Raw genomic sequence first — 20,633 nt, forward strand, 5'->3', positions numbered from 1 at the left:
CATGAAGCGCACTTTCCGCACCGCACTCCCCCTCGCGGCCACCCTGGCCTCCGGGGTTCTGCTGCTCACCGCCTGCGGCGAGGGAGCCAAGGGCTCCACCGGGGCAGGAGGCGGCGACGGAGCCGTGAAGGTCGGGCTGATCACCAAGACCGACACCAACCCGTTCTTCGTGAAGATGAAGGAGGGCGCGCAGAGCGCCGCGAAGCGGACCGGCGCCGAACTCACCACGGCGGCGGGCAAGTTCGACGGAGACAATGAGGGCCAGGTCACCGCGATCGAGAACATGGTCGCGTCCGGGGTCAAGGGCATCCTCATCACCCCCAACGACTCCAAGGCGATCGTCCCCGCGATCGAGCAGGCCCGGAAGAAGGGCGTCCTCGTCATCGCCCTCGACAGCCCGACCGACCCGCAGGACGCCGCCGACGCGCTCTTCGCCACCGACAACCTCAAGGCCGGCGAGCTGATCGGCCGCTACGCCAAGGCCGCGATGGCCGGGAAGACCCCGAAGATCGCCACACTGGACCTCGCCCCCGGCGTCGCCGTCGGACAACTGCGGCACGACGGATTCCTCAAGGGGTACGGGGTCGAGGACGGCGACCCGGCCGTCGTCTGCTCCCAGGACACCGGCGGCGACCAGGCCAAGGGCCAGACGGCCATGGAGAACTGCCTGCAGAAGGCCCCGGACATCAATGTCGTCTACACGATCAACGAGCCCGCGGCGCTGGGCGCGTACACGGCACTGAAGGCGAAGGGGCGCGAGAAGGACGTCCTCATCGTCTCGGTGGACGGCGGCTGCACCGGCACGGAGGCCGTCAAGTCCGGGAAGATCGCGGCCACTTCGCAGCAGTACCCGCTTCTCATGGCCGCCCGGGGCGTCGACGCGGTCGTCGCGTACGCCAAGAACGGCACGAAGGCGTCCGGTTACGTCGACACCGGCGTCAGCCTCATCACGGACGCTCCTGCCTCGGGCGTCCCGGCCGAGGACACGACGTACGGCCTGGACAACTGCTGGGGCTGAATCCCCCACCCCCGACTTCCCCTACAAGGAGCCCCAGTTGACCACCACCACCGCACCGCCCACCGCCGCTCCGCCGGCCACCCCGGGAACCCGCCGCACGGCGGGCCGGCTGCTCACCCATCCCACCGCGGGACCGCTGGTCGCGCTGCTCGTCGCCTGCGCCTTCTTCACCTTCCAGAGCGAGCAGTTCCTCTCCGGAGGCAACCTCTCCCTCGTCGTCCAGCAGGTGATGGTCGTCGGCACCCTCGCCCTCGGCCAGACGCTGATCATCCTCACCGCCGGCATCGACCTGTCCTGTGGTGCCGTCATGGCCTTCGGCTCGATCGTGATGGCCAAGCTCGCAGCCGAAGGCGCCCTTCCGCCCCTCGCCGCGATAGCCGCGGGCATCGGTGTCTGCGCCCTGTTCGGCCTCGCGAACGGCGCACTCGTCACCTTCGTCGAGCTGCCGCCGTTCATCGTGACGCTCGGGATGCTCAACGTCGCCTTCGCGCTCACCCACATCTACTCGGAAGAGCAGACGATCACCGAACTCCCCGGCGCGCTCACGGGCTTGGGCGAGACCTTCCCGCTGGGCCGTACCGACATCACATACGGTTCGGTGCTCACCATCGTGCTCTTCCTCTGCTTCGCGTACTTCCTCGGACAGACGGCCTGGGGCAAGCACACCTACGCGCTCGGCAACAGCCCGGAAGTCGCCCGGCTCACCGGTATCCGCACCACCCGCCTCCGGCTCGGCATCTACACCCTGGCCGGGGTGATCTACGGCGTCGCCGCGCTGCTGCTGATCTCCCGGACCGGTGTCGGCGACCCCAAGGCGGGCCAGACCGACAACCTGGACGCGATCACGGCGGTGGTGCTCGGCGGTACGAGTCTCTTCGGCGGGCGCGGCGCGATCCTCGGCACGCTGGTCGGTGCCCTGATCGTCGGGGTGTTCCGCAACGGGCTCCAGCTGATGGGTGTCGGCTCGATCTACCAGACCCTGATCACCGGCGGCCTCGTCATCCTCGCCGTGACCGTCGACCAGTTCTCCCGCAGGAAGGCCCGCCGATGACCACCGCTCCCGGAGCCACGCCCGTCCTCAGGGCCCGTGGACTCGTCAAGCGCTACGGCCAGGTCACCGCGCTCGACGGCGCCGACTTCGATCTGCTGCCCGGTGAGGTGCTCGCGGTCATCGGGGACAACGGGGCCGGTAAGTCCAGTCTGATCAAGGCGCTCACCGGGGCGCTCCAGCCCGACGAAGGGATCCTCGAGCTCGACGGCGCGCCCGTCCGGTTCCGCGATCCGGTGGACGCGCGCAGGCACGGCATCGAGACCGTCTACCAGGATCTGGCGGTCGCGGCCTCGCTGGACATCGCGAGCAACATGTTCCTGGGCCGTGAGGTCCGGCGGCGCGGCCCGCTCGGCTCGGTGCTGCGGATGCTCGACAACAAGAGGATGCGCGAGGAGTCCGCGGCGCACATGGCCGATCTCAAGATCGGGCTCCGGTCCCTCACCCAGGCCGTGGAGACGCTCTCCGGCGGCCAGCGGCAGGGCGTGGCGGTGGCGCGCGCGGTCGCCTGGGCCCGGCACGTGGTGGTGATGGACGAGCCGACGGCCGCGCTCGGGGTCAAGGAGTCGGGTCAGGTGCTCGACATGATCCGGCGCGTCCGGGACCGGGGACTGCCCGTCGTCCTGATCAGCCACAACATGCCGCATGTCTTCGAGATCGCGGACCGGATCCACGTCCAGCGGCTGGGCCGCCGGGTGGCGCAGATCCGGCCCTCGGACCACTCCATGGCAGAGGTCGTCGCGATCATGACCGGGGCCCTCACCGTGGAGGGGGCCGACGGCGGTACGGTCGTGGGCGACCGAGGCTGAAGCGACGACAGAGATGCGGTGACCATGGGGAGCACCCGGCGGCCGACCCTGGCCGATGTGGCGGCGCGGGTCGGCGTGACCCCGAAGACGGTGTCGCGGGTGCTCAACGAGGACGGGCCGGTGTCCGAGGCGACCCGGGCGAAGGTGCTCGCGGTCGTCGAGGAGCTGGGCTTCCGCCCCAATCTCATGGCCCGGAACATGCGGGTGGGGGCGCGGGACTCGACGGTCGGCCTGGTCGTGCCGGACATGGGCAACCCCTTCTTCGGCACGGTCGCGGGCGGGGTCGAGGGCGTCGTACGGGACCGGGGGCTCACCCTCCTGATGGGGTCGTCGGGCGAGCGGGAGCCGGTGGAGCAGTCGCTGATCACCGCGTTCCTGGCGCGGCGGATCAGCGGTCTGCTCGTCGTCCCGGCGGCCGGCAGCGACCACCGCTTCCTGCGCCGCGAGCGGGAGAGCGGCCTTCCGGTGGTCTTCGTGGACCGGCCGGGCACGGGTCTCGCGGCGGACGCGGTGGTCAGCGCGAACGAGGAGGGTGCCCGGGTGGGTGTGACACATCTGATCGCGCACGGACACCGTCGGATCGCCTTCATCGGTGACCGGCCGGCCACGCTCTACACGCGCAAGACACGGCAGCGCGGATACCGCTCGGCGCTGGAGGCCGCGGGGATCGCCCACGACCCGGCGCTGGTGGTGACGGCGCACGATCCGTACGCGGCCGGGGTCGCCGTCCGCCGTCTGCTCGCGCTGCCCGATCCTCCGACGGCCGTGTTCGCGGCGAACAACTTCGCCTCGCTCGGGGTCGTGCCCGCGCTGGCGGAGGCGGGACGGCGGGAAGTGGCGCTGGTCGGCTTCGACGACCTGCCGCTCGCCGCGGTCCTGGAGCCCGGCCTGACGGTCGTGGCCCAGGACCCGGCGGCGGTCGGCCGAGCGGCGGCGGAGCAGATCCTGGCCCGCCTGGGCGGTGACCGCTCCCGCGCGGTGACCCACACGATCCCGGTCACCCTCATCGAGCGCGGCTCGGGCGAGCTGCCGCCACCCCGCACGGCCCGCTAGGGGGTGTCCGGCCCCGATCCGCCGGACGCCCTGGGCGCGGTCGGGGCGTCCCAGCGGGCGGACCCCTGTGGGATCCGCGCGCTGCGCATGATGCGATGGACGTATGAGCATCACTCTCACCACCTGGTCCCTCGAGCAGACCGCGCCGTCCGACCTCCGTCCCTCCCCCGTCCCCGAGGGCGACGAGGTCACGATCAAGCGGGCCGAGGTGCCCTCGCCCGAGTACAGCCGCTTCCTCTATACGGCGGTCGGTGGCGACATCCGCTGGAACGATCGGCTGTCTCTCACGTACAAGCAGTGGCTCGAGATCGTCGAGAAGCCGGGGGCCGAGATCTGGGTCGCGTACGACCGGGGCACGCCGGCCGGATACGTCGAGCTCGACCCGCAGGACGACGGCGTCGTCGAGATCGTCTACTTCGGACTGATCCCTGCCTTCCGTGGGCGCCGGATCGGCGGCCATCTGCTCTCGTACGGCATCCAGCGCGCCTGGGACCTGGCCGACCGCTGGCCGGGCCGCGAGGAGACGCGCCGGGTGTGGCTCCACACCTGCTCGCTGGACGGGCCGCACGCGATGGACAACTATCTGCGGCGGGGCTTCCGGCTCTTCGACACCAAGGTGGAGGAGGTCGAGGAGTCCGAGACGCCCGGCCCCTGGCCCGGCGCGCACGGCTGACCCCTCCTCACCTCCCGAAAGTGACCCACGGCACACCGTCTCGCGATGCGGGACGGTCGTGTCCACATTCCGGACGAAGCTGGACTGGGTCCAAAGTCCCGTGACACGCTTCCGTCATGTCTGGAACTGGAATTGCCTTGGTGAGTCGGCGGCACGTCGACCTCGGCCGCATGTCCAGCGCCATGTGTCCGGTGCGCTGAGAGAACCAGCACCGCCGCGATCTCCCTTTCTGACCCACCTGCTGCGCACCGTCGCGCCATCCCCTGACCTGAGCACGAGTGTGCAGGTCAGAGCCGCCCTCCCGCAGTCCCGAAGGACAAAACGCCATGGCCGCCACCCCGGAAATCCCCGCACCCGCAACGCCCCGCCGCAAGGTGAGCCGTCACCGTGGCGAGGGTCAGTGGGCCGTGGGGCACTTCACCCCGCTGAACGGCAATGAGCAGTTCAAGAAGGACGACGACGGTCTCAATGTGCGGACACGCATTGAGACGATCTACTCCAAGCGTGGATTCGACTCCATCGACCCCAACGACCTGCGCGGCCGTATGCGGTGGTGGGGCCTCTACACCCAGCGCAAGGAAGGCCTCGACGGCACCAAGACGGGAGTCCTGGAGCCGGAGGAGCTGGACGCGGAGTACTTCATGCTCCGGGTCCGGATCGACGGCGGCCGGCTGACGACCGAGCAGCTGCGGGTCGTCGGCGAGATCTCGCAGGAGTTCGCGCGGGGCACCGCCGACATCACCGACCGGCAGAACGTCCAGTACCACTGGATCCGCATCGAGGACGTCCCGGAGATCTGGAACCGCCTGGAGGCGGTCGGCCTGTCGACGACCGAGGCCTGCGGTGACACCCCGCGTGTCATCCTCGGCTCGCCCGTCGCGGGGATCGCCGAGGACGAGATCATCGACGGCACCCCCGCCATCGACGAGATCTACCGCCGGATCGTGGGCAACAAGGACTTCTCCAACCTGCCCCGTAAGTTCAAGTCGGCCGTCTCCGGCTCGCCGCTGCTCGACGTGGCGCACGAGATCAACGACATCGCCTTCGTCGGCGTGAACCACCCGGAGCACGGCCCCGGCTTCGACGTCTGGGTCGGCGGCGGCCTCTCCACCAACCCCAAGCTGGGCGTCCGCCTGGGCACCTGGGTCTCGCTCGACGAGGTCCCGGACGTCTACGAGGGCGTCATCTCGATCTTCCGCGACTACGGCTACCGCCGGCTGCGCACCCGCGCCCGGCTGAAGTTCCTCGTCGCCGACTGGGGCCCGGAGAAGTTCCGCCAGGTCCTGGAGGACGAGTACCTGAAGCGCAGGCTGACGGACGGGCCCGCCCCCGAGCAGCCCGCCGGCCAGTGGCGCGACCACGTCGGCGTCCACAAGCAGCAGGACGGCCGCTACTACGTCGGCTTCGCCCCGCGTGTCGGCCGCGTCGACGGCACCACGCTCACCAAGATCGCGGAGATCGCCGAGGCGCACGGCTCGGGCCGGGTCCGTACCACCGCCGAGCAGAAGATGATCGTCCTGGACATCGAGGAGGGACAGGTCGAGTCGATCGTCTCCGCCCTCGAGTCCATGGACCTGCGGGTCAACCCCTCGCCGTTCCGGCGCGGCACGATGGCCTGCACCGGTATCGAGTTCTGCAAGCTGGCGATCGTCGAGACCAAGGCGCGCGGCGCCTCGCTCATCGACGAACTCGAGCGCCGCATCCCCGAGTTCGACGAGCCGATCACCATCAACATCAACGGCTGCCCCAACGCCTGCGCCCGTATCCAGGTGGCGGACATCGGTCTCAAGGGCCAGCTGGTCCTGGACGACGACGGCAACCGCGTCGAGGGCTACCAGGTCCACCTGGGCGGCGCCCTCGGCCTGGAGGCCGGCTTCGGCCGCAAGGTCCGTGGCCTGAAGGTCACCTCGGCCGAGCTGCCGGACTACGTCGAGCGGGTCCTCACGCGCTTCCAGGAGCAGCGCGAGGACGGCGAGCGCTTCGCCACCTGGGCAGCGCGTGCCTCGGAAGAGGCCCTGTCATGAGCGAGCGTGCCGCGCCCTTCTACTGCCCGTACTGCGGCGACGAGGACCTGTTCCCGCACGAGACAGGTCACGGTGCCTGGGAATGCCGGGCGTGCAGTCGAGCCTTCCAGTTGAAGTTCCTGGGGCTCCTCGCCCCGGGCACTTCGAACAACTCCACTGGAGGGGAAACGATATGACGACGACTCAGGCCGCCGAGGCGACCGACCTGAAGGCGCTCGCCGAGCAGGCCGGCCGCGACCTGGAGGACGCCTCCGCACTGGAGATCCTCCGGTGGGCGGCCGACACCTTCGGCAAGAGCTTCTGCGTCACCTCCTCCATGGAGGACGCCGTGGTCGCCCACCTCGCCTCGCGCGCCATGCCCGGAGTGGACGTCGTCTTCCTCGACACCGGCTACCACTTCCCCGAGACCATCGGCACCCGTGACGCGGTCGACGCGGTGATGGACGTCAACGTCATCACCCTGACCCCGCGGCAGACGGTCGCCGAGCAGGACGCCGAGCACGGCCCGAAGCTGCACGACCGCGACCCGGACCTGTGCTGCGCGCTGCGCAAGGTCAAGCCGCTCGAGGACGGCCTGACCGCCTACCGCGCCTGGGCCACGGGTCTGCGCCGCGACGAGTCCCCGACCCGGGCGAACACCCCGGTCGTCGGCTGGGACGAGAAGCGGCAGAAGGTCAAGATCTCCCCGATCGCCCGCTGGACGCAGGACGACGTCGACGCGTACGTCGCCGAGCACGGAGTCCTCACCAATCCGCTCCTCATGGACGGTTACGCCTCCGTCGGCTGCGCGCCCTGCACCCGGCGCGTCGCCGACGGCGAGGACGCCAGGGCAGGCCGCTGGGCCGGCCGGGCCAAGACCGAATGCGGGCTGCACGGCTGATGACCACCACAGAGACTTCCCAGGAGAATCACGTGACCGGTGCCACCATCTGGCTCACGGGCCTGCCGAGCGCCGGCAAGACCACGATCGCGTACGAACTCGCCGGCCGGCTGCGCGGCGAGGGCCACCGCGTCGAGGTGCTCGACGGCGACGAGATCCGCGAGTTCCTCTCCGCGGGCCTCGGCTTCAGCCGTGAGGACCGGCACACCAACGTGCAGCGGATCGGCTTCGTCTCCGAGCTGCTCGCCTCGAACGGCGTGAAGGTCCTGGTCCCGGTCATCGCTCCGTACGAGGACAGCCGCGAGGCCGTCCGCAAGCGTCACCAGTCCGAAGGCACCCCCTATGTCGAGGTGCATGTCGCCACTCCGGTGGACGTGTGCTCCGTACGCGATGTGAAGGGGCTGTACGCCAAGCAGGCAGCGGGCGAGCTCAGCGGCCTGACCGGGGTCGACGACCCGTACGACGAGCCGCGGAACCCCGATCTGCGGATCGAGTCCCAGAACCAGACCGTGCAGGAGTCCGCGGCGCAGCTCCACGCGCTGCTCACCGAGAGGGGCCTGGCGTGACGACCACCGTTACCCATGTTCATGAGGAGACCGACAGCCCGTTCGCGCTGTCGCACCTGGACTCGCTCGAGTCCGAGGCCGTCCACATCTTCCGTGAGGTGGCGGGCGAGTTCGAGCGGCCGGTGATCCTCTTCTCCGGCGGCAAGGACTCCATCGTCATGCTCCACCTGGCGCTCAAGGCGTTCGCGCCGGCGCCGGTGCCGTTCACGCTGCTGCACGTCGACACCGGGCACAACTTCCCCGAGGTCCTCGCGTACCGCGACCGCGTCGTGGCCCAGCACGGGCTGCGGCTGCACGTCGCCTCCGTGCAGGAGTACATCGACGCCGGGAAGCTGCGCGAGCGTCCCGACGGGACGCGCAACCCGCTCCAGACGGTGCCGCTGACCGAGGCGATCCAGCAGCACCGTTTCGACGCCGTCTTCGGCGGCGGCCGTCGGGACGAGGAGAAGGCCCGCGCCAAGGAGCGCGTGTTCTCGCTGCGCGACGAGTTCTCGCAGTGGGACCCGCGCCGGCAGCGCCCGGAGCTGTGGCAGCTCTACAACGGCCGCCACGCCCCCGGCGAGCACGTCCGCGTCTTCCCGCTCTCCAACTGGACCGAGCTGGACGTCTGGCAGTACATCCAGCGGGAGAAGATCGAGCTCCCCGAGATCTACTTCGCCCACGAGCGCGAGGTGTTCGCGCGCAGCGGCATGTGGCTGACGGCCGGCGACTGGGGCGGTCCGAAGGAGACCGAGACGGTCGAGACGCGGCTCATCCGCTACCGCACCGTCGGTGACATGTCCTGCACGGGCGCCGTCGACTCCGACGCGACCACGCTGGACGCCGTGATCGCCGAGATCGCCGCCTCCCGCCTCACCGAGCGGGGCGCGACCCGCGCCGACGACAAGATGTCCGAGGCCGCGATGGAAGACCGTAAGCGCGAAGGGTACTTCTAGCCATGACGAGCACCACCGAGCAGTTCGCCGACGTGGCGGCCACCACCCTGCTGCGCTTCGCCACCGCCGGCTCCGTCGACGACGGCAAGTCCACCCTGGTGGGACGTCTCCTGCACGACTCCAAGTCGGTCCTCACCGACCAGCTGGAGGCCGTCGAGGCCGCGTCCCTCAAGCGCGGCCAGGAGGCGCCCGACCTGGCCCTGCTGACCGACGGACTGCGCGCCGAGCGCGAACAGGGCATCACCATCGACGTGGCCTACCGCTACTTCGCCACCGCCCGCCGCCGGTTCATCCTCGCCGACACCCCCGGCCATGTGCAGTACACCCGCAACATGGTCACCGGCGCCTCCACCGCCGAGCTGGCCGTGGTCCTGGTCGACGCCCGTAACGGTGTGGTCGAGCAGACCCGCCGCCACGCGGCCGTCGCCGCCCTGCTGCGCGTGCCGCACGTGGTCCTGGCCGTCAACAAGATGGACCTCGTCGACTACGCGGAGCCCGTCTTCGCCGCGATCGCGGAGGAGTTCACGCAGTACGCGTCCGAGCTCGGCGTCCCGGAGATCACCGCGATCCCGATCTCGGCGCTGGCCGGCGACAACGTGGTGGAGCCCTCCGCCAACATGGACTGGTACGGCGGTCCGACCGTCCTGGAGCACCTGGAGACCGTCCCGGTCAGCCATGACCTCACGGCCTGCCACGCGCGCTTCCCGGTGCAGTACGTGATCCGTCCGCAGACCGCCGAGCACCCCGACTACCGGGGTTACGCCGGGCAGATCGCGGCCGGTGCGTTCCGGGTCGGCGAGCAGATCACCGTCCTGCCCTCGGGCAGGACGTCCACGATCACCGCGATCGACGCGCTGGGCGAGTCGGTCGACATCGCCTGGGCCCCGCAGTCGGTGACGATCCGGCTGGCCGACGACATCGACATCTCGCGCGGCGACCTCCTCGCCCCGAGCGGTGACGCCCCCACCACCAGCCAGGACGTCGAGGCGACGGTCTGCCATGTGGCGGACCAGCCGCTGACCGTCGGGCAGCGGGTGCTGCTGAAGCACACCACCCGCACGGTCAAGGCGATCGTCAAGGAGATCCCGTCCCGGCTGACCCTGGACGACCTCTCCCAGCACCCCGAGCCGGGGCAGCTGGTGGCCAACGACATCGGCCGGGTCAAGGTCCGTACCGCCGAGCCGCTCGCGCTCGACGCGTACGCGGACTCCCGCCGTACCGGCTCGTTCCTGCTGATCGACCCCGCGGACGGCACCACGCTCGCGGCCGGCATGGCGGGCGAGGCCTTCGCCGGTGCCAAGGCTGCGGCCGTCGCGGAGACCACGGAAGACGAAGGGTGGGACTTCTGATGAGCATCGACGTCTACAGCACCTTCGCCAAGGAGGGCGGCCGGGTGGGTTCCGGCGCCCTCGGTGCGGGCCGCGGAGGTGTCGCGCGATGTGCGTGCTGACGCCGATGCGCCGCGTACGCGGCGCGATTCCGCTCCACCTGCTCCACCTCGAACGACATAGACGAAGAAGACTTCGAAGACCCTGAGGGGAACACTTCCGTGCCTGCCTCCCGTACCACCCTGCGCCGCTCACTCGCCGCCGCCGCGGCTCTGCCGCTGCTGATCGGCGCGCTCGCCTCCTGCGGCTACGGCTCACAGGCCAAGAACGACGAGAAGAAGGTGGCCGCCGAGGGCGAGAAGCTCTCGGCCGACACGGTGCGACTCGGGTACTTCCCGAACCTGACGCACGCCACCGCCCTGGTGGGCGACCAAGAGGGAATCATCCAGAAGGAGCTGGGCGGCACGCAGTTGAAGGTCTCGACCTTCAACGCCGGCCCCTCCGAGATCGAGGCGCTCAACGCCGACTCGATCGACATCGGCTTCATCGGCCCCTCCCCCTCGATCAACGGCTACACCAAGTCCAAGGGCAAGAACCTGCGCATCATCGCCGGTTCGGCCTCCGGCGGCGTGAAGCTGGTCGTGAACCCGGCCAAGATCAAGACCCTGGACGACATCAAGGGCAAGCGGATCGCGACCCCGCAGCTCGGCAACACCCAGGACGTGGCCTTCCTCAACTGGATCTCGGAGAAGGGCTGGAAGGTCGACGCCCAGAGCGGCAAGGGCGACGTCTCCGTACTCCGCACGGACAACAAGGTGACCCCGGACGCCTACAAGTCCGGCTCGATCGACGGCGCCTGGGTACCGGAGCCGACCGCGTCCAAGCTGGTCAGCGAGGGCGCGAAGGTGCTCCTCGACGAGTCCACGCTGTGGCCCGACAAGAAGTTCGTGATCACGAACATCATCGTGTCGCAGAAGTTCCTCACCGAGCACCCGGACGTCGTCGAGGCCGTGCTGCGCGGCTCGGTGAAGACCAACGAGTGGATCAACGCCAACCAGGCGAAGGCCAAGGAGTCGGCGAACGCCAAGCTCAAGGAGCTCACCGGCAAGCCGCTGGGCGCGAAGGTCATCGACGGTGCCTGGCCCTCGATCCAGTTCACCAACGACCCGCTGGCCGCCACGCTCCAGGCCCAGGCGGACCACGCGGTGAAGGCCGGTCTGCTCAAGCAGCCCGACCTGGTCGGCATCTACGACCTGAAGCCGCTCAACAAGGTCCTGAAGGCCGCCGGGCAGCCCGAGGTCTCCGACGCCGGTCTCGGCGTCAAGTAAGAAGTCCGCAGCTCATACCCAGGAGGTGACGACCATGGCCACGACCGCGACGCTCGCCAAGGCCGAGGACCGTTCGGCGGTGACGCACGCCGCCCGTATCGAGCACGTCTCGAAGTCCTTCGGCGGACCCAACGGCGGGCAGCTCGTGCTCGACGACATCTCTCTCGATGTCGCCCCGGGCGAGTTCGTCACCCTCCTGGGTGCCTCGGGCTGCGGAAAGTCCACCCTGCTCAACCTGGTCGCCGGGCTCGACCGGCCGTCCGCGGGGTCCATCGAGACCCCCGGCGGCCGGCCGGCCCTGATGTTCCAGGAGCACGCCCTCTTCCCGTGGCTCACCGCGGGCAAGAACATCGAACTGGCCCTGCGACTGCGCGGGGTGCCGAAGGCCGAACGCCGCCCGGAGGCCGAGCGCCTGCTCGAACTCGTACGGCTCTCCGGCTCGTACGGCAAGCGGGTGCACGAGCTGTCCGGCGGTATGCGCCAGCGTGTGGCGCTGGCCCGGGCGCTCGCCCAGGCCAGCGATCTGCTGCTGATGGACGAGCCGTTCGCCGCGCTCGACGCGATCACCCGCGACGTGCTGCACGACGAACTGACCCGCATCTGGCGGGAGACGCAGCTGTCGGTGCTGTTCGTCACCCACAACGTGCGCGAGGCCGTGCGGCTGGCCGAGCGCGTGGTGCTGCTGTCGTCCCGGCCGGGGCGGATCGCCCGGGAGTGGACCATCGACATCCCTCAGCCGCGCCGTATCGAGGACGCCGCCGTGGCGGAGCTGTCCGTCGAGATCACCGAAGAACTGCGTGGGGAGATCCGCCGCCATGGCCAGCACTGATACGACCACCACGACGGCCGCGAAGGCCGACGACCTGGCCGGTCTGGAGGCGGGACTCGACGCGCTGGACGCGGTGCAGGTCCGCCGCACCCCGGTGCGCGAGGTCCTCACCGGCAAGGTCCTGCCGCCCGTCATCGCCGTCGTCCTGGTGCTGGTGGTCTGGCAGCTCCTGGTGATGGCCGAGGTCACCGACGAGTCCAAGCTGCCGGCGCCGTCCGCGGTGTGGGACAGCGTGACCACCATGTGGCTGGAGGGCACGCTCCTCGAAGTCCTCTGGACGAGCGTGTCGCGCGCCCTGCTCGGCTTCCTGATGGCGCTCGCCATCGGCACCCCGCTGGGTCTGCTCGTCGCCCGGGTGAAGTTCGTCCGGGCCGCCATCGGCCCCGTCCTCGCAGGTCTGCAGTCGCTGCCGTCCGTGGCCTGGGTCGCCCCGGCCGTGCTGTGGATCGGCCTCAACGACTCGATGATGTACACGGTGATCCTGCTGGGCGCCGTGCCGTCGATCGCCAACGGTCTGGTGGCCGGCGTCGACCAGGTCCCGCCGCTCTTCCTGCGGGCCGGCCGCACTCTCGGCGCCACCGGGCTCAAGGGCGCCTGGCACATCGTGATGCCGGCCGCGCTGCCGGGCTATCTCGCGGGTCTGAAGCAGGGCTGGGCGTTCTCCTGGCGTTCGCTGATGGCCGCCGAGATCATCGCCTCCTCGCCCGAGCTGGGTCTGGGGCTCGGGCAGCTGCTCGAGAACGGCCGCAACAACTTCGACATGCCGGGGATCTTCCTCGCCATCATCCTGATCCTGCTCGTCGGTGTCGCCATCGACCTGCTGATCTTCAGCCCGCTGGAGCGCGCGGTGCTGCGCCGTCGCGGCCTGCTGGTGAAGGCCTGACATGAGCGCCCCTGTCCTCCTCGTCATCGCCCACGGCAGCCGCGATCCGCGGCACGCGGCGACCGTGCACGCGCTGGTGCGCCGTGCCCGGGCGCTGCGCCCCGGGCTGCGCGTGGAGACGGCGTTCCTGGACTTCAACCTGCCGTCCGTACCGGGGGTCCTGGACCGGCTCGCGGAGGAGGCGCGGCGCGAATCGCCTCCTTGCAAGGGTGGTGGCGGGCGACGGGAGGGCGTACGGGACGTGGTGGCCCTGCCGCTGCTGCTGACCCGGGCCTTCCACGCGAAGGCCGACATCCCCGCCGTACTGCGCCAGGCCCCGCCCTCCCTGCGGATCCGCCGCGCGGAGGTGCTCGGCCCCTCGCCGCTGCTGATCGCGACGGTGGAACGACGGCTGTACGAGGCCGGGCTGACGCCCGGCGACAAGAGCACGACCGGGGTCGTCCTGGCCTCGGCGGGCTCCACGGACCCGGAGGCGATCGCAGCGATCGCAGAAACGGCGCGGGAGCTGCGGCGCACCGGTTGGTGCTCCGTGCGGCCTGCGTTCGCCTCCGCATCACTCCCGCGGACCGAGGACGCCGTCCGCGCCCTGCGCGCCGACGGCGTGCGCCGCGTGGCGGTGGCCCCGTACGTCATCGCCCCCGGCCGACTGCCGGACCGCATCGCGGCGGGCGCGGCGGAGGCCGACCACCTGGCGGACGTCCTCGGTCCGTCCCCGGAGCTGGCCCGGCTGCTGATCGAGCGGTACGAGCAGCGCTGCGCGCCGGTTGCCGGCGAACTGCCGGACGCTCTCCGGGCGGAGAGCCTCACGACACGGGCCGCGGGCTAGGACCGTCCTGGTCTCGCGGGGCGGGGCTGCCGCCACCGTGCCTGCACCCACGCTCAGCGCGCTCACGCTCGGCACCGTACGGTCTTCGCGACGACGTCCTTTCGTGCTGCTCCACCTGCACCACAGCAGCGTCGCCCGTCGCGTCGAACAGATCGGCAGGACTCTGGCCATCGACCTCACCGACCCCACCGGCCTGACCCGGGCCAGGCTCGCCCTCACGGCGTGGCGGCTGCTCGACGACTGACCTACCGCCGTTCCTCCTGGCCCCTGGGGTCGCGGCCGCTGATCGCGAGGGCGCGGGCGAAGGCCGGGGCCGTGTCCGGTACGTCGAGGGGCTCGGCGAAGCCGTCGTACTGACGGTAGGTCTCGGCGTGTTCCTCGACGACCCCGAGCAGGAACCGTCCCGTCGCCTCCGGGACGGTGAAGTCCTGGCCGGTGGAGCGGGCCAGGTCCCAGCCGTGCAGGGCGAGTTCCTTGACGAGTAGCGAGGCGATGACCGTCGCCGGCATGGTCACATATCCGGTGTCCACCTCGCCCTGCCAGACGTCCGGCTTCGCCCAGGCCTCGAGCGCGCGGTCGAGCTGGGCCGCGTACCGCTCCGCCCAGTCGGGCTCGGACGTGAAGTCCCGCTGGACGGTCTCCTCGGGGAGCTGCTGACGCAGGGCGCGGAGTTCCAGGCCGTGGGCGGAGTAGAGGACGAGGTGGTTGGCCAGCTCGCGGACGGTCCAGTCGGCACAGACGGACGGCTGCGCGAGCTGGTCGGCGGTGACACCGCGGGCGACGCGGGCGGCCTCGGCGGCGGCGACGGTGAGGTGTGCGTGGATGTCGTTCATGCCGCCGAGGCTAGGACGGGCCGCCGCAGCCGCTCTTGAAGAATTGCGACAGCCGGCGCGCTCAGCTGAAGTCGAGCCCGCCCGTCCGGGTCCGCTTGATCTCGAAGAGGTCGGAGTGGCCGGCGAGCACCCGGAAGCTGTCGAAGAGCTCGGCCGCCTTCGGGCCGCGCGGGATGGCCCGCAGGACCGGCCCGAACCAGACCGTGCCGTCGACATGGATGGTCGGCGTGCCGACATAGCCGTCCGCCTCGGGGTCCTTGCCGGCGTCGTGGCTGCGGCGGACCACCTCGTCGTACGTGTCGTCGTGCGCGGCCTCGGCGAGTTCCGCCGGCAGGCCGAGCTCCGTCAGGGACTCGGCAATCACCGCGTCGAAGTCCTTCTGCTTCTCCTGATGGATGCGGGTGCCGAACGCGGTGTAGAGCGGGCGCAGGACCTCGTCACCGTGCTTCTCGGCCGCCGCGGCCGCCACCCGCACCGGGCCGATCGACTTGTCGACGAGCTCCCGGTACCAGTCGGGCAGCTCGTTGCCGACGTTGTGGAAGTACAGGCTCATCACCCGGAAGCGCAGCTCGATGTCCCGGTGCTGTTCGACCTCCAGCATCCAGCGGGAGGAGATCCATGCGAAGGGGCACGCGGGGTCGAAGTAGAAGTCGACGACGGTCCTGAGCTGCGTATCTGTGGTCATGACAGGAGCCTAGCCAGCAGGCGACGACAGGTGGCGGTCCATTGTCGACTCCGTCAACTGGGCCACTTCCGGCGGCCGTCCAATGATTGTTGTAGCGTCCACCCATGGTCTCGGAAACGTACACGCTGGGCGGCGACCTTCCCGTACGGCGGCTCGGTTACGGCACGGCCCAGCTCACCGGCGCCGGCTACTGGGGACCGCGCGGCGAGCGGGCGGACGCGGTCGCCGTCCTCCGGCGGGCCGTGGAGCGGGGCGTCACGCTGATCGACACCGCCGACAACTACGGTCCCGGCCTTGCCGAGGAGCTGGTCGCGGAGGCGTTGCACCCCTACCGGGACGAGTTGGTGGTCGCGACCAAGGGCGGGGTCGTACGAACGGGCGACAGTGCCTGGCACATCGAGGGGCGGCCGGAGCGGCTGCGCGCGATGTGCGAGGCGAGCCTGCGGCGGCTGCGGACGGACCGGATCGACCTCTACCAGCTGCACCGGCTCGACCCGCAGGTGCCGATGGCGGAGCAACTCGGCACGCTCGACGAGCTGCGCACGGAGGGGAAGATCCGGCACGTCGGCCTGGACTCGGTGACCTCAGAGCAGCTGACGCGGGCGCTGGCTCTGACGTCCTCGATCGTCTCGGTGCAGAACCGCTTCAACCTCCTCGACCGGGAGTCGGCGGCGGTGCTGAAGGTGTGCGAGGCCAACGGACTGGCGTTCCTGCCGTGGTTCCCGCTGGCCAACGGCGCGCTGACCGGTGGGGCCGCGGCCTCACTGGACGCGGTGGCGGGCCGGCTCGGGGCGACCCGGGGGCAGACAGCGCTGGCCTGGCTGCTGCACCACTCCCCCGCGCTGCTGCCGACGCCGGGCACCGGTTCACTCGCACATCTGGAGGAGAACCTGGACGCGGCCGCGCTCCGACTCGACGCGTCCGACATCTCCGTCCTGGACGCGCTCACGGACCACGACGGCTGAAGCGTGCTGCGGAACCGATCCGACGTCGATGCAACGCCGTGATGTGGTCTGCCGGCGACTGCCTCTGTCCGGTTGCCTGGTGGCTGTCGACGCCCGTTGATCTCCGGGGTGACGTCTTACGCGATCTTCCTGACGGTTCTGCGGTTCTGCCACCCGCTTCAGTCCACGCCGGGCGGCACACGCGTGGCCTGGTGGTGGTACATCCGCCAGCCCGTGGCTCCGTCCTCCCTGCGCCAGATCGAACTATGTCTGGTCCTGCGCTCACCGAGCATGGTCTCGAACGTCAGATGCACCAGACCCGGCGCGAGCAGCACACCCGACATGCATGAGGGCTCGAAGCGGGGGGCGTCCGCCGAACTGCCCGGATGATCGGGCAGTTCGGCGAGCATCGCCTCGTACGTCCACCGCCGCCCAGACCCGCCGACCTCCACGAACTCCGGGTCGAGGAGCTGCCCGGCGCGTTCCCGCGAGGTCCGGACAGCTGGATCCATGAGCTGCAACTCACCCGCGATCGCCAGGCTCACATCGTCTGCTGCACCGTCCATGAACGTATCCTCACCGCGCCCACCAGCCCTGCCGCAACCGAATTCGCCTGTCCCACGCGGGTCCTGGTGGATTCCTGGAGATCATTTACCCGGGCTCGTACCGCCGGGCTCGACGGAACCGGCCCGGGAACTTCGCCTTCACGTGGTAGCGCGGGGACGCTCCGTGCCGGATTCGCTCCGGGCCTTGCCCGCCCGCGCCCAGGGCAGACCGCCGCCGCAGCGGCTGCCGACCGGGTGGGTCGTCCCGGCGGGATCACCGGCCGCCTTCATCGGGCGGACCTGCCTTCATATGATCAGCTCTCGCCGACCGCCGGACAAAGGACGCCCATGACCGAGGAAGCGCGCACATTGCTCTGGACGACGGGCGTCATCACCGCGGTCGCCGTCGCGGTGCTCGGGGGCACCGTGTACGAGTTCGTCGCCGACAGCGACGCCACGGTCCCCCTCAGCGTGGCCGACGTCGAAGGGGCGTGGATCGCCGAGGACAGCGGCGACGTACGGCTGGTCGTACGCGGGGACGGTTCGGCCGAGCTGACGCGGGAGACGCGGGTCGATGCCTGTGGATGGGGCGACAGTCGGGCGGTACGGGCGACATGGTCCTTCGGCGACAACGACGATCCACGGATGATGCACTTCAATCTCTGGGATCCCGATACGACCGAAGAGTGCTTCTTCGATCTCACCGTCGCCGACTCGGGCAGGCAGGCGACTCTCACCGGCAACAACGCCTTCGCCACGTACGTACGCGGCGACACCCGCGGTGAGTCCTCAGGGTGAGTCGAGTCGCCTGCTGGAACCGCCGAACCAGCACCGCGCTCACCTCCAGGTCCCCAGCCGAAGGCCAGGAGGTACGCGCGCCCCACCGCGTTCCACCAGCGGCGCCCGCGGACGACGACCACCCCCAGAACAGGGCGAACCAGGCCGCAACCGCGCCGCCGACGATCAGAGCCCACCGGGCACCGCCAAGGCCGACGAACAAGGCCACCGTGAAGACCGTGACGACGAGCCCGAAATGGGCCCCGCCGGCACTCATCCGCAGCATCCCGCGCACGACCCGACAGCCTCCTCGTGTCAACCATGGTTGACACGAGGAGGCTGTCAACGTAAGTTGACAGCATGACCGATGCAACCGATCTCGCCGAGCGGGCGGGGGATCGCGACCCCCGGGTCGGACTCCGCGCCGTCTCCGCACTGAGGCGGCTCCTCGAACAGCTGGAGGCCGTTCAGGTACGCAGCGCCCGCGCCCAGGGCTGGTCGTGGCAGGAGATCGCCGCGGAGCTGGGCGTGAGCCGTCAGGCCGTCCACAAGAAGCACGGGAGGCATTGATGTTCGAACGGTTCACGAAGGGGGCCCGGGCGGTGGTGAAGGGCGCGGTGGTCCAGGCCGAACGCCAGGGCGCCCCGGTGGTCACCGAGGAGCATCTGCTGCTCGCGCTTCTCGACGCGGAGGACACCAAGGCGTCCTTCGTCCTGCGGGCCCTGGGAGTGACGGATCGGCGGGAATCACTGGAGGCGGCGCTCATGGACGCGCGTCGCCGAGGCGGGCTCTCCAAGGCGGACACGGACGCGCTCGCCGGACTCGGGATCGACGTGACCGAGATCGTCGCGCGGGTCGAGGAGGCACACGGCCCTGGCGCGCTCGCCGACGACCGTGACGAGCGGGTCCGCCGCTCCGGGCACCGGCCCTTCACCAGCGAGGCGAAGGGCGTTCTGGAGCGGTCCCTGCGCGTCTGTCTCGGGCGCCGCGAGAAGGCGATCGGTGACGAGCATCTGCTCCTCGCGCTCATGGCCCGCCCCGGTGTCGTCGCCGAGACCCTGGCGGACCACGGCGTCACCTACGCCACGGTGGAACGGGCCCTCGGCCAGGAGAGCCGCCCTCTGTCCGGCGATCTTTGAGAAGCTGGACGAGGGCCACCCCCAGCTGAAAGCCTCTCCGCACCAGGCCGAGGCCGACGAGGAGGACATCATCGACACCGCCGAAGAGGGCCAGCACCCGCTGGACTCCGCCAGCGTCATGAACGCGAAGAAGACCCTCCTTGAACTCCTCGGCCGGGCGGGAGTGTTCCACGTGGACGCCGAGGAGCTGATCGCGCTGGTCGAGGCCGGTGCGATCGCGGAGGCCCACGGCGAGATCGGCAAGATCGTGGGGGTCCCGCCGGAAGGCGGTGAGCCGTACGCCTCCGGCTGGCTCGCCGGCGCCCAGGCCGTCGACGCCGAACTCGTCCACCTCGCCGAGCGGGCCCTGCGGCGCGCGATCGGCCCGGCGCTGACCGACCACCCCCTGCGCGGAAGTGGCCAGGACGGCGTCGCACGCGCCCGGACCCCGGTCGGAATGGTGGACGTGGAGCGGGCGAAGGTCGCCGTGACCCCCCTCTATCTCGCGTTCAGCCACGCCTCGGACCTCGACCCCGAGGTGTCGGACGAGGTCCTCACCGCGGTCCTCGGCACGATGGGCGTCGTCGAACGGGTCGGGTACGCGGGGCGGCTCGAGGAGTTCGCCGAGACCCATCGGAGCCGACTGACCCAGGTGTACGCGCAGTACGGCCCCGGCAGCCGCATCGCCGTCCACGGCCGCTACTCCCTCATCCACTCCCCCACCAGCATCGCCGTCCTCGAACGCCTCACCGCCACTCCGTCCGCGTTGCGGACGGAGTGGGAGGACGCCGAGCTGCCCCCGGCGTGGCTGGAGGGTCTGGCGATCGCCTGGCGCGCCGCGGACGACGCGCCGCCGGCCTGACTTTCGTTACGGGGCCTCGGGGCCGCGCGGTTCGCGCCACATCCCCCACAGCACGGGCCCGTTGCCCGGCAGCCGGAACTCCTCGCGCACGGCGAAGCCGAAGTGCTCGTAGAAGGGCAGGTTGGACGGGCTGGAGGACTCCAGATAGGTGGGCAGACCCGCTGCGTCGGCCTTGGCGAGACCCGAGCGCAGCAGGGCTGCCCCGTGCCCCTGCCCCTGGGCGGCCGGGTCGGCGCCGATCAGCGCCAGGGACCAGTGCGGCTCCTGGGGCGTGTGCGCGGCGGCCGCCTCGACGGCGTCCCTGAACAGCGGGGCCCGGTCACCGAGGATGTCCTGGAGTTCCCGGATGGTCTCCGCGTCGGGAACGGCCTTGGCCTGCGCCTCCGGAGGTGCCCAGAAGGCGGCCGCGGCCTCGGTGTGCTCGCACACCCCGTGGCGGACGTACTGACGCGTGAAGATCGTGGTGAAGTAGCGGCCCAACCGCGCCTCACGCGAGGCGTCGTCGGGGAAGAACCAGCGCATCATCGGGTCGTGGTCGAAGGCGCGGGTCAGGGTGCGGCCGATCGGCGCAGCATCGTCGATCGTTGCCGTTTTCGGTGTGTTCGTCATCGACATACGGGTCATTCTGCACCCGGATGATCTTGAACGGGACGGTGGGGTCCCCTCGGC

General features: G+C 70.5%; 26 protein-coding genes. 22 read left to right on the plus strand and 4 right to left on the minus strand.

What is annotated here, in order from left to right:
- Position 1 precedes the first annotated feature (1 nt).
- The 17 genes from ACZ561_RS24125 to ACZ561_RS24205 all read left to right on the plus strand — a co-directional run bounded on the left by ACZ561_RS24125 (position 2) and on the right by ACZ561_RS24205 (position 14,444).
- A complete protein-coding gene (locus ACZ561_RS24125) occupies positions 2–1,018 on the plus strand; it encodes a substrate-binding domain-containing protein (protein ID WP_470998694.1) in 1,017 nt (338 codons plus the stop codon).
- Between the two features lie 37 nt (positions 1,019–1,055).
- A complete protein-coding gene (locus ACZ561_RS24130) occupies positions 1,056–2,069 on the plus strand; it encodes an ABC transporter permease (RefSeq protein ID WP_470998697.1) in 1,014 nt (337 codons plus the stop codon).
- Positions 2,066–2,875 carry an ATP-binding cassette domain-containing protein gene (locus tag ACZ561_RS24135; RefSeq protein ID WP_470998700.1) on the plus strand — a complete coding sequence of 270 codons (810 nt, stop codon included), beginning with the start codon at positions 2,066–2,068 and terminating at the stop codon, positions 2,873–2,875. The genes ACZ561_RS24130 and ACZ561_RS24135 overlap by 4 nt, the downstream gene beginning before the upstream one ends.
- A 24-nt stretch (positions 2,876–2,899) precedes the next feature.
- Entirely contained in the window at positions 2,900–3,928 is a 1,029-nt protein-coding gene (locus ACZ561_RS24140; protein WP_470998703.1) for a LacI family DNA-binding transcriptional regulator, read from the plus strand.
- Positions 3,929–4,031: 103 nt separating this feature from the next.
- Positions 4,032–4,601 carry a GNAT family N-acetyltransferase gene (locus ACZ561_RS24145; protein ID WP_470998706.1) on the plus strand — a complete coding sequence of 190 codons (570 nt, stop codon included), beginning with the start codon at positions 4,032–4,034 and terminating at the stop codon, positions 4,599–4,601.
- 116 nt (positions 4,602–4,717) lie between these two features.
- Positions 4,718–4,801 carry a putative leader peptide gene (locus ACZ561_RS24150; protein ID WP_329125294.1) on the plus strand — a complete coding sequence of 28 codons (84 nt, stop codon included), beginning with the start codon at positions 4,718–4,720 and terminating at the stop codon, positions 4,799–4,801.
- Positions 4,802–4,927: 126 nt separating this feature from the next.
- Positions 4,928–6,625 carry a nitrite/sulfite reductase gene (locus tag ACZ561_RS24155; protein WP_470998709.1) on the plus strand — a complete coding sequence of 566 codons (1,698 nt, stop codon included), beginning with the start codon at positions 4,928–4,930 and terminating at the stop codon, positions 6,623–6,625.
- The gene (locus tag ACZ561_RS24160) at positions 6,622–6,801 is read left to right on the plus strand and encodes a hypothetical protein (protein WP_470998712.1); all 180 of its coding nucleotides are present in this window, start codon (positions 6,622–6,624) and stop codon (positions 6,799–6,801) included. The genes ACZ561_RS24155 and ACZ561_RS24160 overlap by 4 nt, the downstream gene beginning before the upstream one ends.
- Positions 6,798–7,505 carry a phosphoadenylyl-sulfate reductase gene (locus tag ACZ561_RS24165; protein WP_470998714.1) on the plus strand — a complete coding sequence of 236 codons (708 nt, stop codon included), beginning with the start codon at positions 6,798–6,800 and terminating at the stop codon, positions 7,503–7,505. The genes ACZ561_RS24160 and ACZ561_RS24165 overlap by 4 nt, the downstream gene beginning before the upstream one ends.
- Entirely contained in the window at positions 7,505–8,071 is a 567-nt protein-coding gene (cysC, locus tag ACZ561_RS24170; RefSeq protein WP_376439785.1) for an adenylyl-sulfate kinase, read from the plus strand. Before ACZ561_RS24165 ends, cysC begins: the two co-directional genes overlap by 1 nt.
- On the plus strand, positions 8,068–9,006 hold the full coding sequence (gene cysD / locus ACZ561_RS24175; protein ID WP_470998716.1) for a sulfate adenylyltransferase subunit CysD: 939 nt from the start codon (positions 8,068–8,070) through the stop codon (positions 9,004–9,006). The genes cysC and cysD overlap by 4 nt, the downstream gene beginning before the upstream one ends.
- Positions 9,007–9,008: 2 nt before the next feature.
- Positions 9,009–10,355 (plus strand): sulfate adenylyltransferase subunit 1, encoded by a 1,347-nt coding sequence (locus ACZ561_RS24180; RefSeq protein ID WP_470998719.1) that lies wholly within the window; start codon positions 9,009–9,011, stop codon positions 10,353–10,355.
- Positions 10,356–10,555: 200 nt separating this feature from the next.
- Complete coding sequence (locus ACZ561_RS24185; RefSeq protein ID WP_470998722.1) at positions 10,556–11,662, plus strand: aliphatic sulfonate ABC transporter substrate-binding protein; 1,107 nt, start codon at positions 10,556–10,558, stop codon at positions 11,660–11,662.
- Between the two features lie 34 nt (positions 11,663–11,696).
- Positions 11,697–12,491: an ABC transporter ATP-binding protein gene (locus ACZ561_RS24190; RefSeq protein ID WP_376439795.1), complete on the plus strand. Its 795-nt coding sequence runs from the start codon at positions 11,697–11,699 to the stop codon at positions 12,489–12,491.
- On the plus strand, positions 12,478–13,374 hold the full coding sequence (locus tag ACZ561_RS24195) for an ABC transporter permease (RefSeq protein WP_470998725.1): 897 nt from the start codon (positions 12,478–12,480) through the stop codon (positions 13,372–13,374). Before ACZ561_RS24190 ends, ACZ561_RS24195 begins: the two co-directional genes overlap by 14 nt.
- A 1-nt stretch (position 13,375) precedes the next feature.
- Positions 13,376–14,200, plus strand: coding sequence for a sirohydrochlorin chelatase (locus ACZ561_RS24200; protein ID WP_470998728.1), 825 nt, complete (start codon positions 13,376–13,378; stop codon positions 14,198–14,200).
- Positions 14,201–14,237: 37 nt separating this feature from the next.
- A complete protein-coding gene (locus ACZ561_RS24205) occupies positions 14,238–14,444 on the plus strand; it encodes a helix-turn-helix domain-containing protein (protein ID WP_470998731.1) in 207 nt (68 codons plus the stop codon).
- Between the two features lies 1 nt (position 14,445).
- Here the strand turns inward: ACZ561_RS24205 and ACZ561_RS24210 are convergent, their stop codons facing one another.
- Positions 14,446–15,033 (minus strand): TIGR03086 family metal-binding protein, encoded by a 588-nt coding sequence (locus tag ACZ561_RS24210; protein ID WP_470998734.1) that lies wholly within the window; start codon positions 15,031–15,033, stop codon positions 14,446–14,448.
- A gap of 61 nt (positions 15,034–15,094) precedes the next feature.
- Positions 15,095–15,718: a mycothiol-dependent nitroreductase Rv2466c family protein gene (locus ACZ561_RS24215; RefSeq protein WP_470998737.1), complete on the minus strand. Its 624-nt coding sequence runs from the start codon at positions 15,716–15,718 to the stop codon at positions 15,095–15,097.
- A 104-nt stretch (positions 15,719–15,822) separates the two neighbouring features.
- Between ACZ561_RS24215 and ACZ561_RS24220 the strand changes: the two genes are divergently transcribed.
- Positions 15,823–16,683 carry an aldo/keto reductase gene (locus ACZ561_RS24220; RefSeq protein ID WP_470998740.1) on the plus strand — a complete coding sequence of 287 codons (861 nt, stop codon included), beginning with the start codon at positions 15,823–15,825 and terminating at the stop codon, positions 16,681–16,683.
- A gap of 158 nt (positions 16,684–16,841) precedes the next feature.
- Here ACZ561_RS24220 and ACZ561_RS24225 read toward each other — a convergent pair whose 3' ends face one another.
- Positions 16,842–17,228, minus strand: coding sequence for a nuclear transport factor 2 family protein (locus tag ACZ561_RS24225; protein ID WP_470998742.1), 387 nt, complete (start codon positions 17,226–17,228; stop codon positions 16,842–16,844).
- A gap of 327 nt (positions 17,229–17,555) precedes the next feature.
- Between ACZ561_RS24225 and ACZ561_RS24230 the strand changes: the two genes are divergently transcribed.
- The 4 genes from ACZ561_RS24230 to ACZ561_RS24245 all read left to right on the plus strand — a co-directional run bounded on the left by ACZ561_RS24230 (position 17,556) and on the right by ACZ561_RS24245 (position 19,964).
- Positions 17,556–18,005, plus strand: coding sequence for a hypothetical protein (locus ACZ561_RS24230; RefSeq protein WP_470998745.1), 450 nt, complete (start codon positions 17,556–17,558; stop codon positions 18,003–18,005).
- Between the two features lie 339 nt (positions 18,006–18,344).
- A complete protein-coding gene (locus ACZ561_RS24235; protein WP_329114377.1) occupies positions 18,345–18,554 on the plus strand; it encodes a helix-turn-helix domain-containing protein in 210 nt (69 codons plus the stop codon).
- On the plus strand, positions 18,554–19,123 hold the full coding sequence (locus ACZ561_RS24240) for a Clp protease N-terminal domain-containing protein (protein ID WP_470998747.1): 570 nt from the start codon (positions 18,554–18,556) through the stop codon (positions 19,121–19,123). Before ACZ561_RS24235 ends, ACZ561_RS24240 begins: the two co-directional genes overlap by 1 nt.
- A 118-nt stretch (positions 19,124–19,241) precedes the next feature.
- Positions 19,242–19,964, plus strand: a complete 723-nt coding sequence (locus ACZ561_RS24245; protein WP_470998749.1) for a hypothetical protein — start codon at positions 19,242–19,244, stop codon at positions 19,962–19,964.
- A 6-nt stretch (positions 19,965–19,970) separates the two neighbouring features.
- On the opposite strand, the gene ACZ561_RS24250 is transcribed toward ACZ561_RS24245, so the two are convergent.
- On the minus strand, positions 19,971–20,579 hold the full coding sequence (locus ACZ561_RS24250; RefSeq protein WP_470998751.1) for a GNAT family N-acetyltransferase: 609 nt from the start codon (positions 20,577–20,579) through the stop codon (positions 19,971–19,973).
- Between the last annotated feature and the right edge of the window lie 54 nt (positions 20,580–20,633).

The organism is Streptomyces sp. NPDC039609 (assembly GCF_055596705.1).

What these genes read in the sequence shown, in the direction of transcription:
- ACZ561_RS24135 (WP_470998700.1), top strand. Translation starts at nt 2,066, where the DNA reads ATGACCACCGCTCCCGGAGCCACGCCCGTCCTCAGGGCCCGTGGACTC.
- ACZ561_RS24230 (WP_470998745.1), top strand. Translation starts at nt 17,556, where the DNA reads ATGACCGAGGAAGCGCGCACATTGCTCTGGACGACGGGCGTCATCACC.
- ACZ561_RS24125 (WP_470998694.1), top strand. Translation starts at nt 2, where the DNA reads ATGAAGCGCACTTTCCGCACCGCACTCCCCCTCGCGGCCACCCTGGCC.
- ACZ561_RS24225 (WP_470998742.1), bottom strand. Translation starts at nt 17,228, where the DNA reads ATGGACGGTGCAGCAGACGATGTGAGCCTGGCGATCGCGGGTGAGTTG.
- ACZ561_RS24160 (WP_470998712.1), top strand. Translation starts at nt 6,622, where the DNA reads ATGAGCGAGCGTGCCGCGCCCTTCTACTGCCCGTACTGCGGCGACGAG.
- ACZ561_RS24235 (WP_329114377.1), top strand. Translation starts at nt 18,345, where the DNA reads ATGACCGATGCAACCGATCTCGCCGAGCGGGCGGGGGATCGCGACCCC.
- cysC (WP_376439785.1), top strand. Translation starts at nt 7,505, where the DNA reads ATGACCACCACAGAGACTTCCCAGGAGAATCACGTGACCGGTGCCACC.
- ACZ561_RS24195 (WP_470998725.1), top strand. Translation starts at nt 12,478, where the DNA reads ATGGCCAGCACTGATACGACCACCACGACGGCCGCGAAGGCCGACGAC.
- ACZ561_RS24165 (WP_470998714.1), top strand. Translation starts at nt 6,798, where the DNA reads ATGACGACGACTCAGGCCGCCGAGGCGACCGACCTGAAGGCGCTCGCC.
- ACZ561_RS24155 (WP_470998709.1), top strand. Translation starts at nt 4,928, where the DNA reads ATGGCCGCCACCCCGGAAATCCCCGCACCCGCAACGCCCCGCCGCAAG.
- ACZ561_RS24140 (WP_470998703.1), top strand. Translation starts at nt 2,900, where the DNA reads ATGGGGAGCACCCGGCGGCCGACCCTGGCCGATGTGGCGGCGCGGGTC.
- ACZ561_RS24240 (WP_470998747.1), top strand. Translation starts at nt 18,554, where the DNA reads ATGTTCGAACGGTTCACGAAGGGGGCCCGGGCGGTGGTGAAGGGCGCG.
- ACZ561_RS24220 (WP_470998740.1), top strand. Translation starts at nt 15,823, where the DNA reads ATGGTCTCGGAAACGTACACGCTGGGCGGCGACCTTCCCGTACGGCGG.
- ACZ561_RS24245 (WP_470998749.1), top strand. Translation starts at nt 19,242, where the DNA reads ATGAACGCGAAGAAGACCCTCCTTGAACTCCTCGGCCGGGCGGGAGTG.
- ACZ561_RS24150 (WP_329125294.1), top strand. Translation starts at nt 4,718, where the DNA reads ATGTCTGGAACTGGAATTGCCTTGGTGAGTCGGCGGCACGTCGACCTC.
- ACZ561_RS24250 (WP_470998751.1), bottom strand. Translation starts at nt 20,579, where the DNA reads ATGTCGATGACGAACACACCGAAAACGGCAACGATCGACGATGCTGCG.
- ACZ561_RS24215 (WP_470998737.1), bottom strand. Translation starts at nt 15,718, where the DNA reads ATGACCACAGATACGCAGCTCAGGACCGTCGTCGACTTCTACTTCGAC.
- ACZ561_RS24210 (WP_470998734.1), bottom strand. Translation starts at nt 15,033, where the DNA reads ATGAACGACATCCACGCACACCTCACCGTCGCCGCCGCCGAGGCCGCC.
- ACZ561_RS24190 (WP_376439795.1), top strand. Translation starts at nt 11,697, where the DNA reads ATGGCCACGACCGCGACGCTCGCCAAGGCCGAGGACCGTTCGGCGGTG.
- ACZ561_RS24180 (WP_470998719.1), top strand. Translation starts at nt 9,009, where the DNA reads ATGACGAGCACCACCGAGCAGTTCGCCGACGTGGCGGCCACCACCCTG.
- ACZ561_RS24200 (WP_470998728.1), top strand. Translation starts at nt 13,376, where the DNA reads ATGAGCGCCCCTGTCCTCCTCGTCATCGCCCACGGCAGCCGCGATCCG.
- ACZ561_RS24145 (WP_470998706.1), top strand. Translation starts at nt 4,032, where the DNA reads ATGAGCATCACTCTCACCACCTGGTCCCTCGAGCAGACCGCGCCGTCC.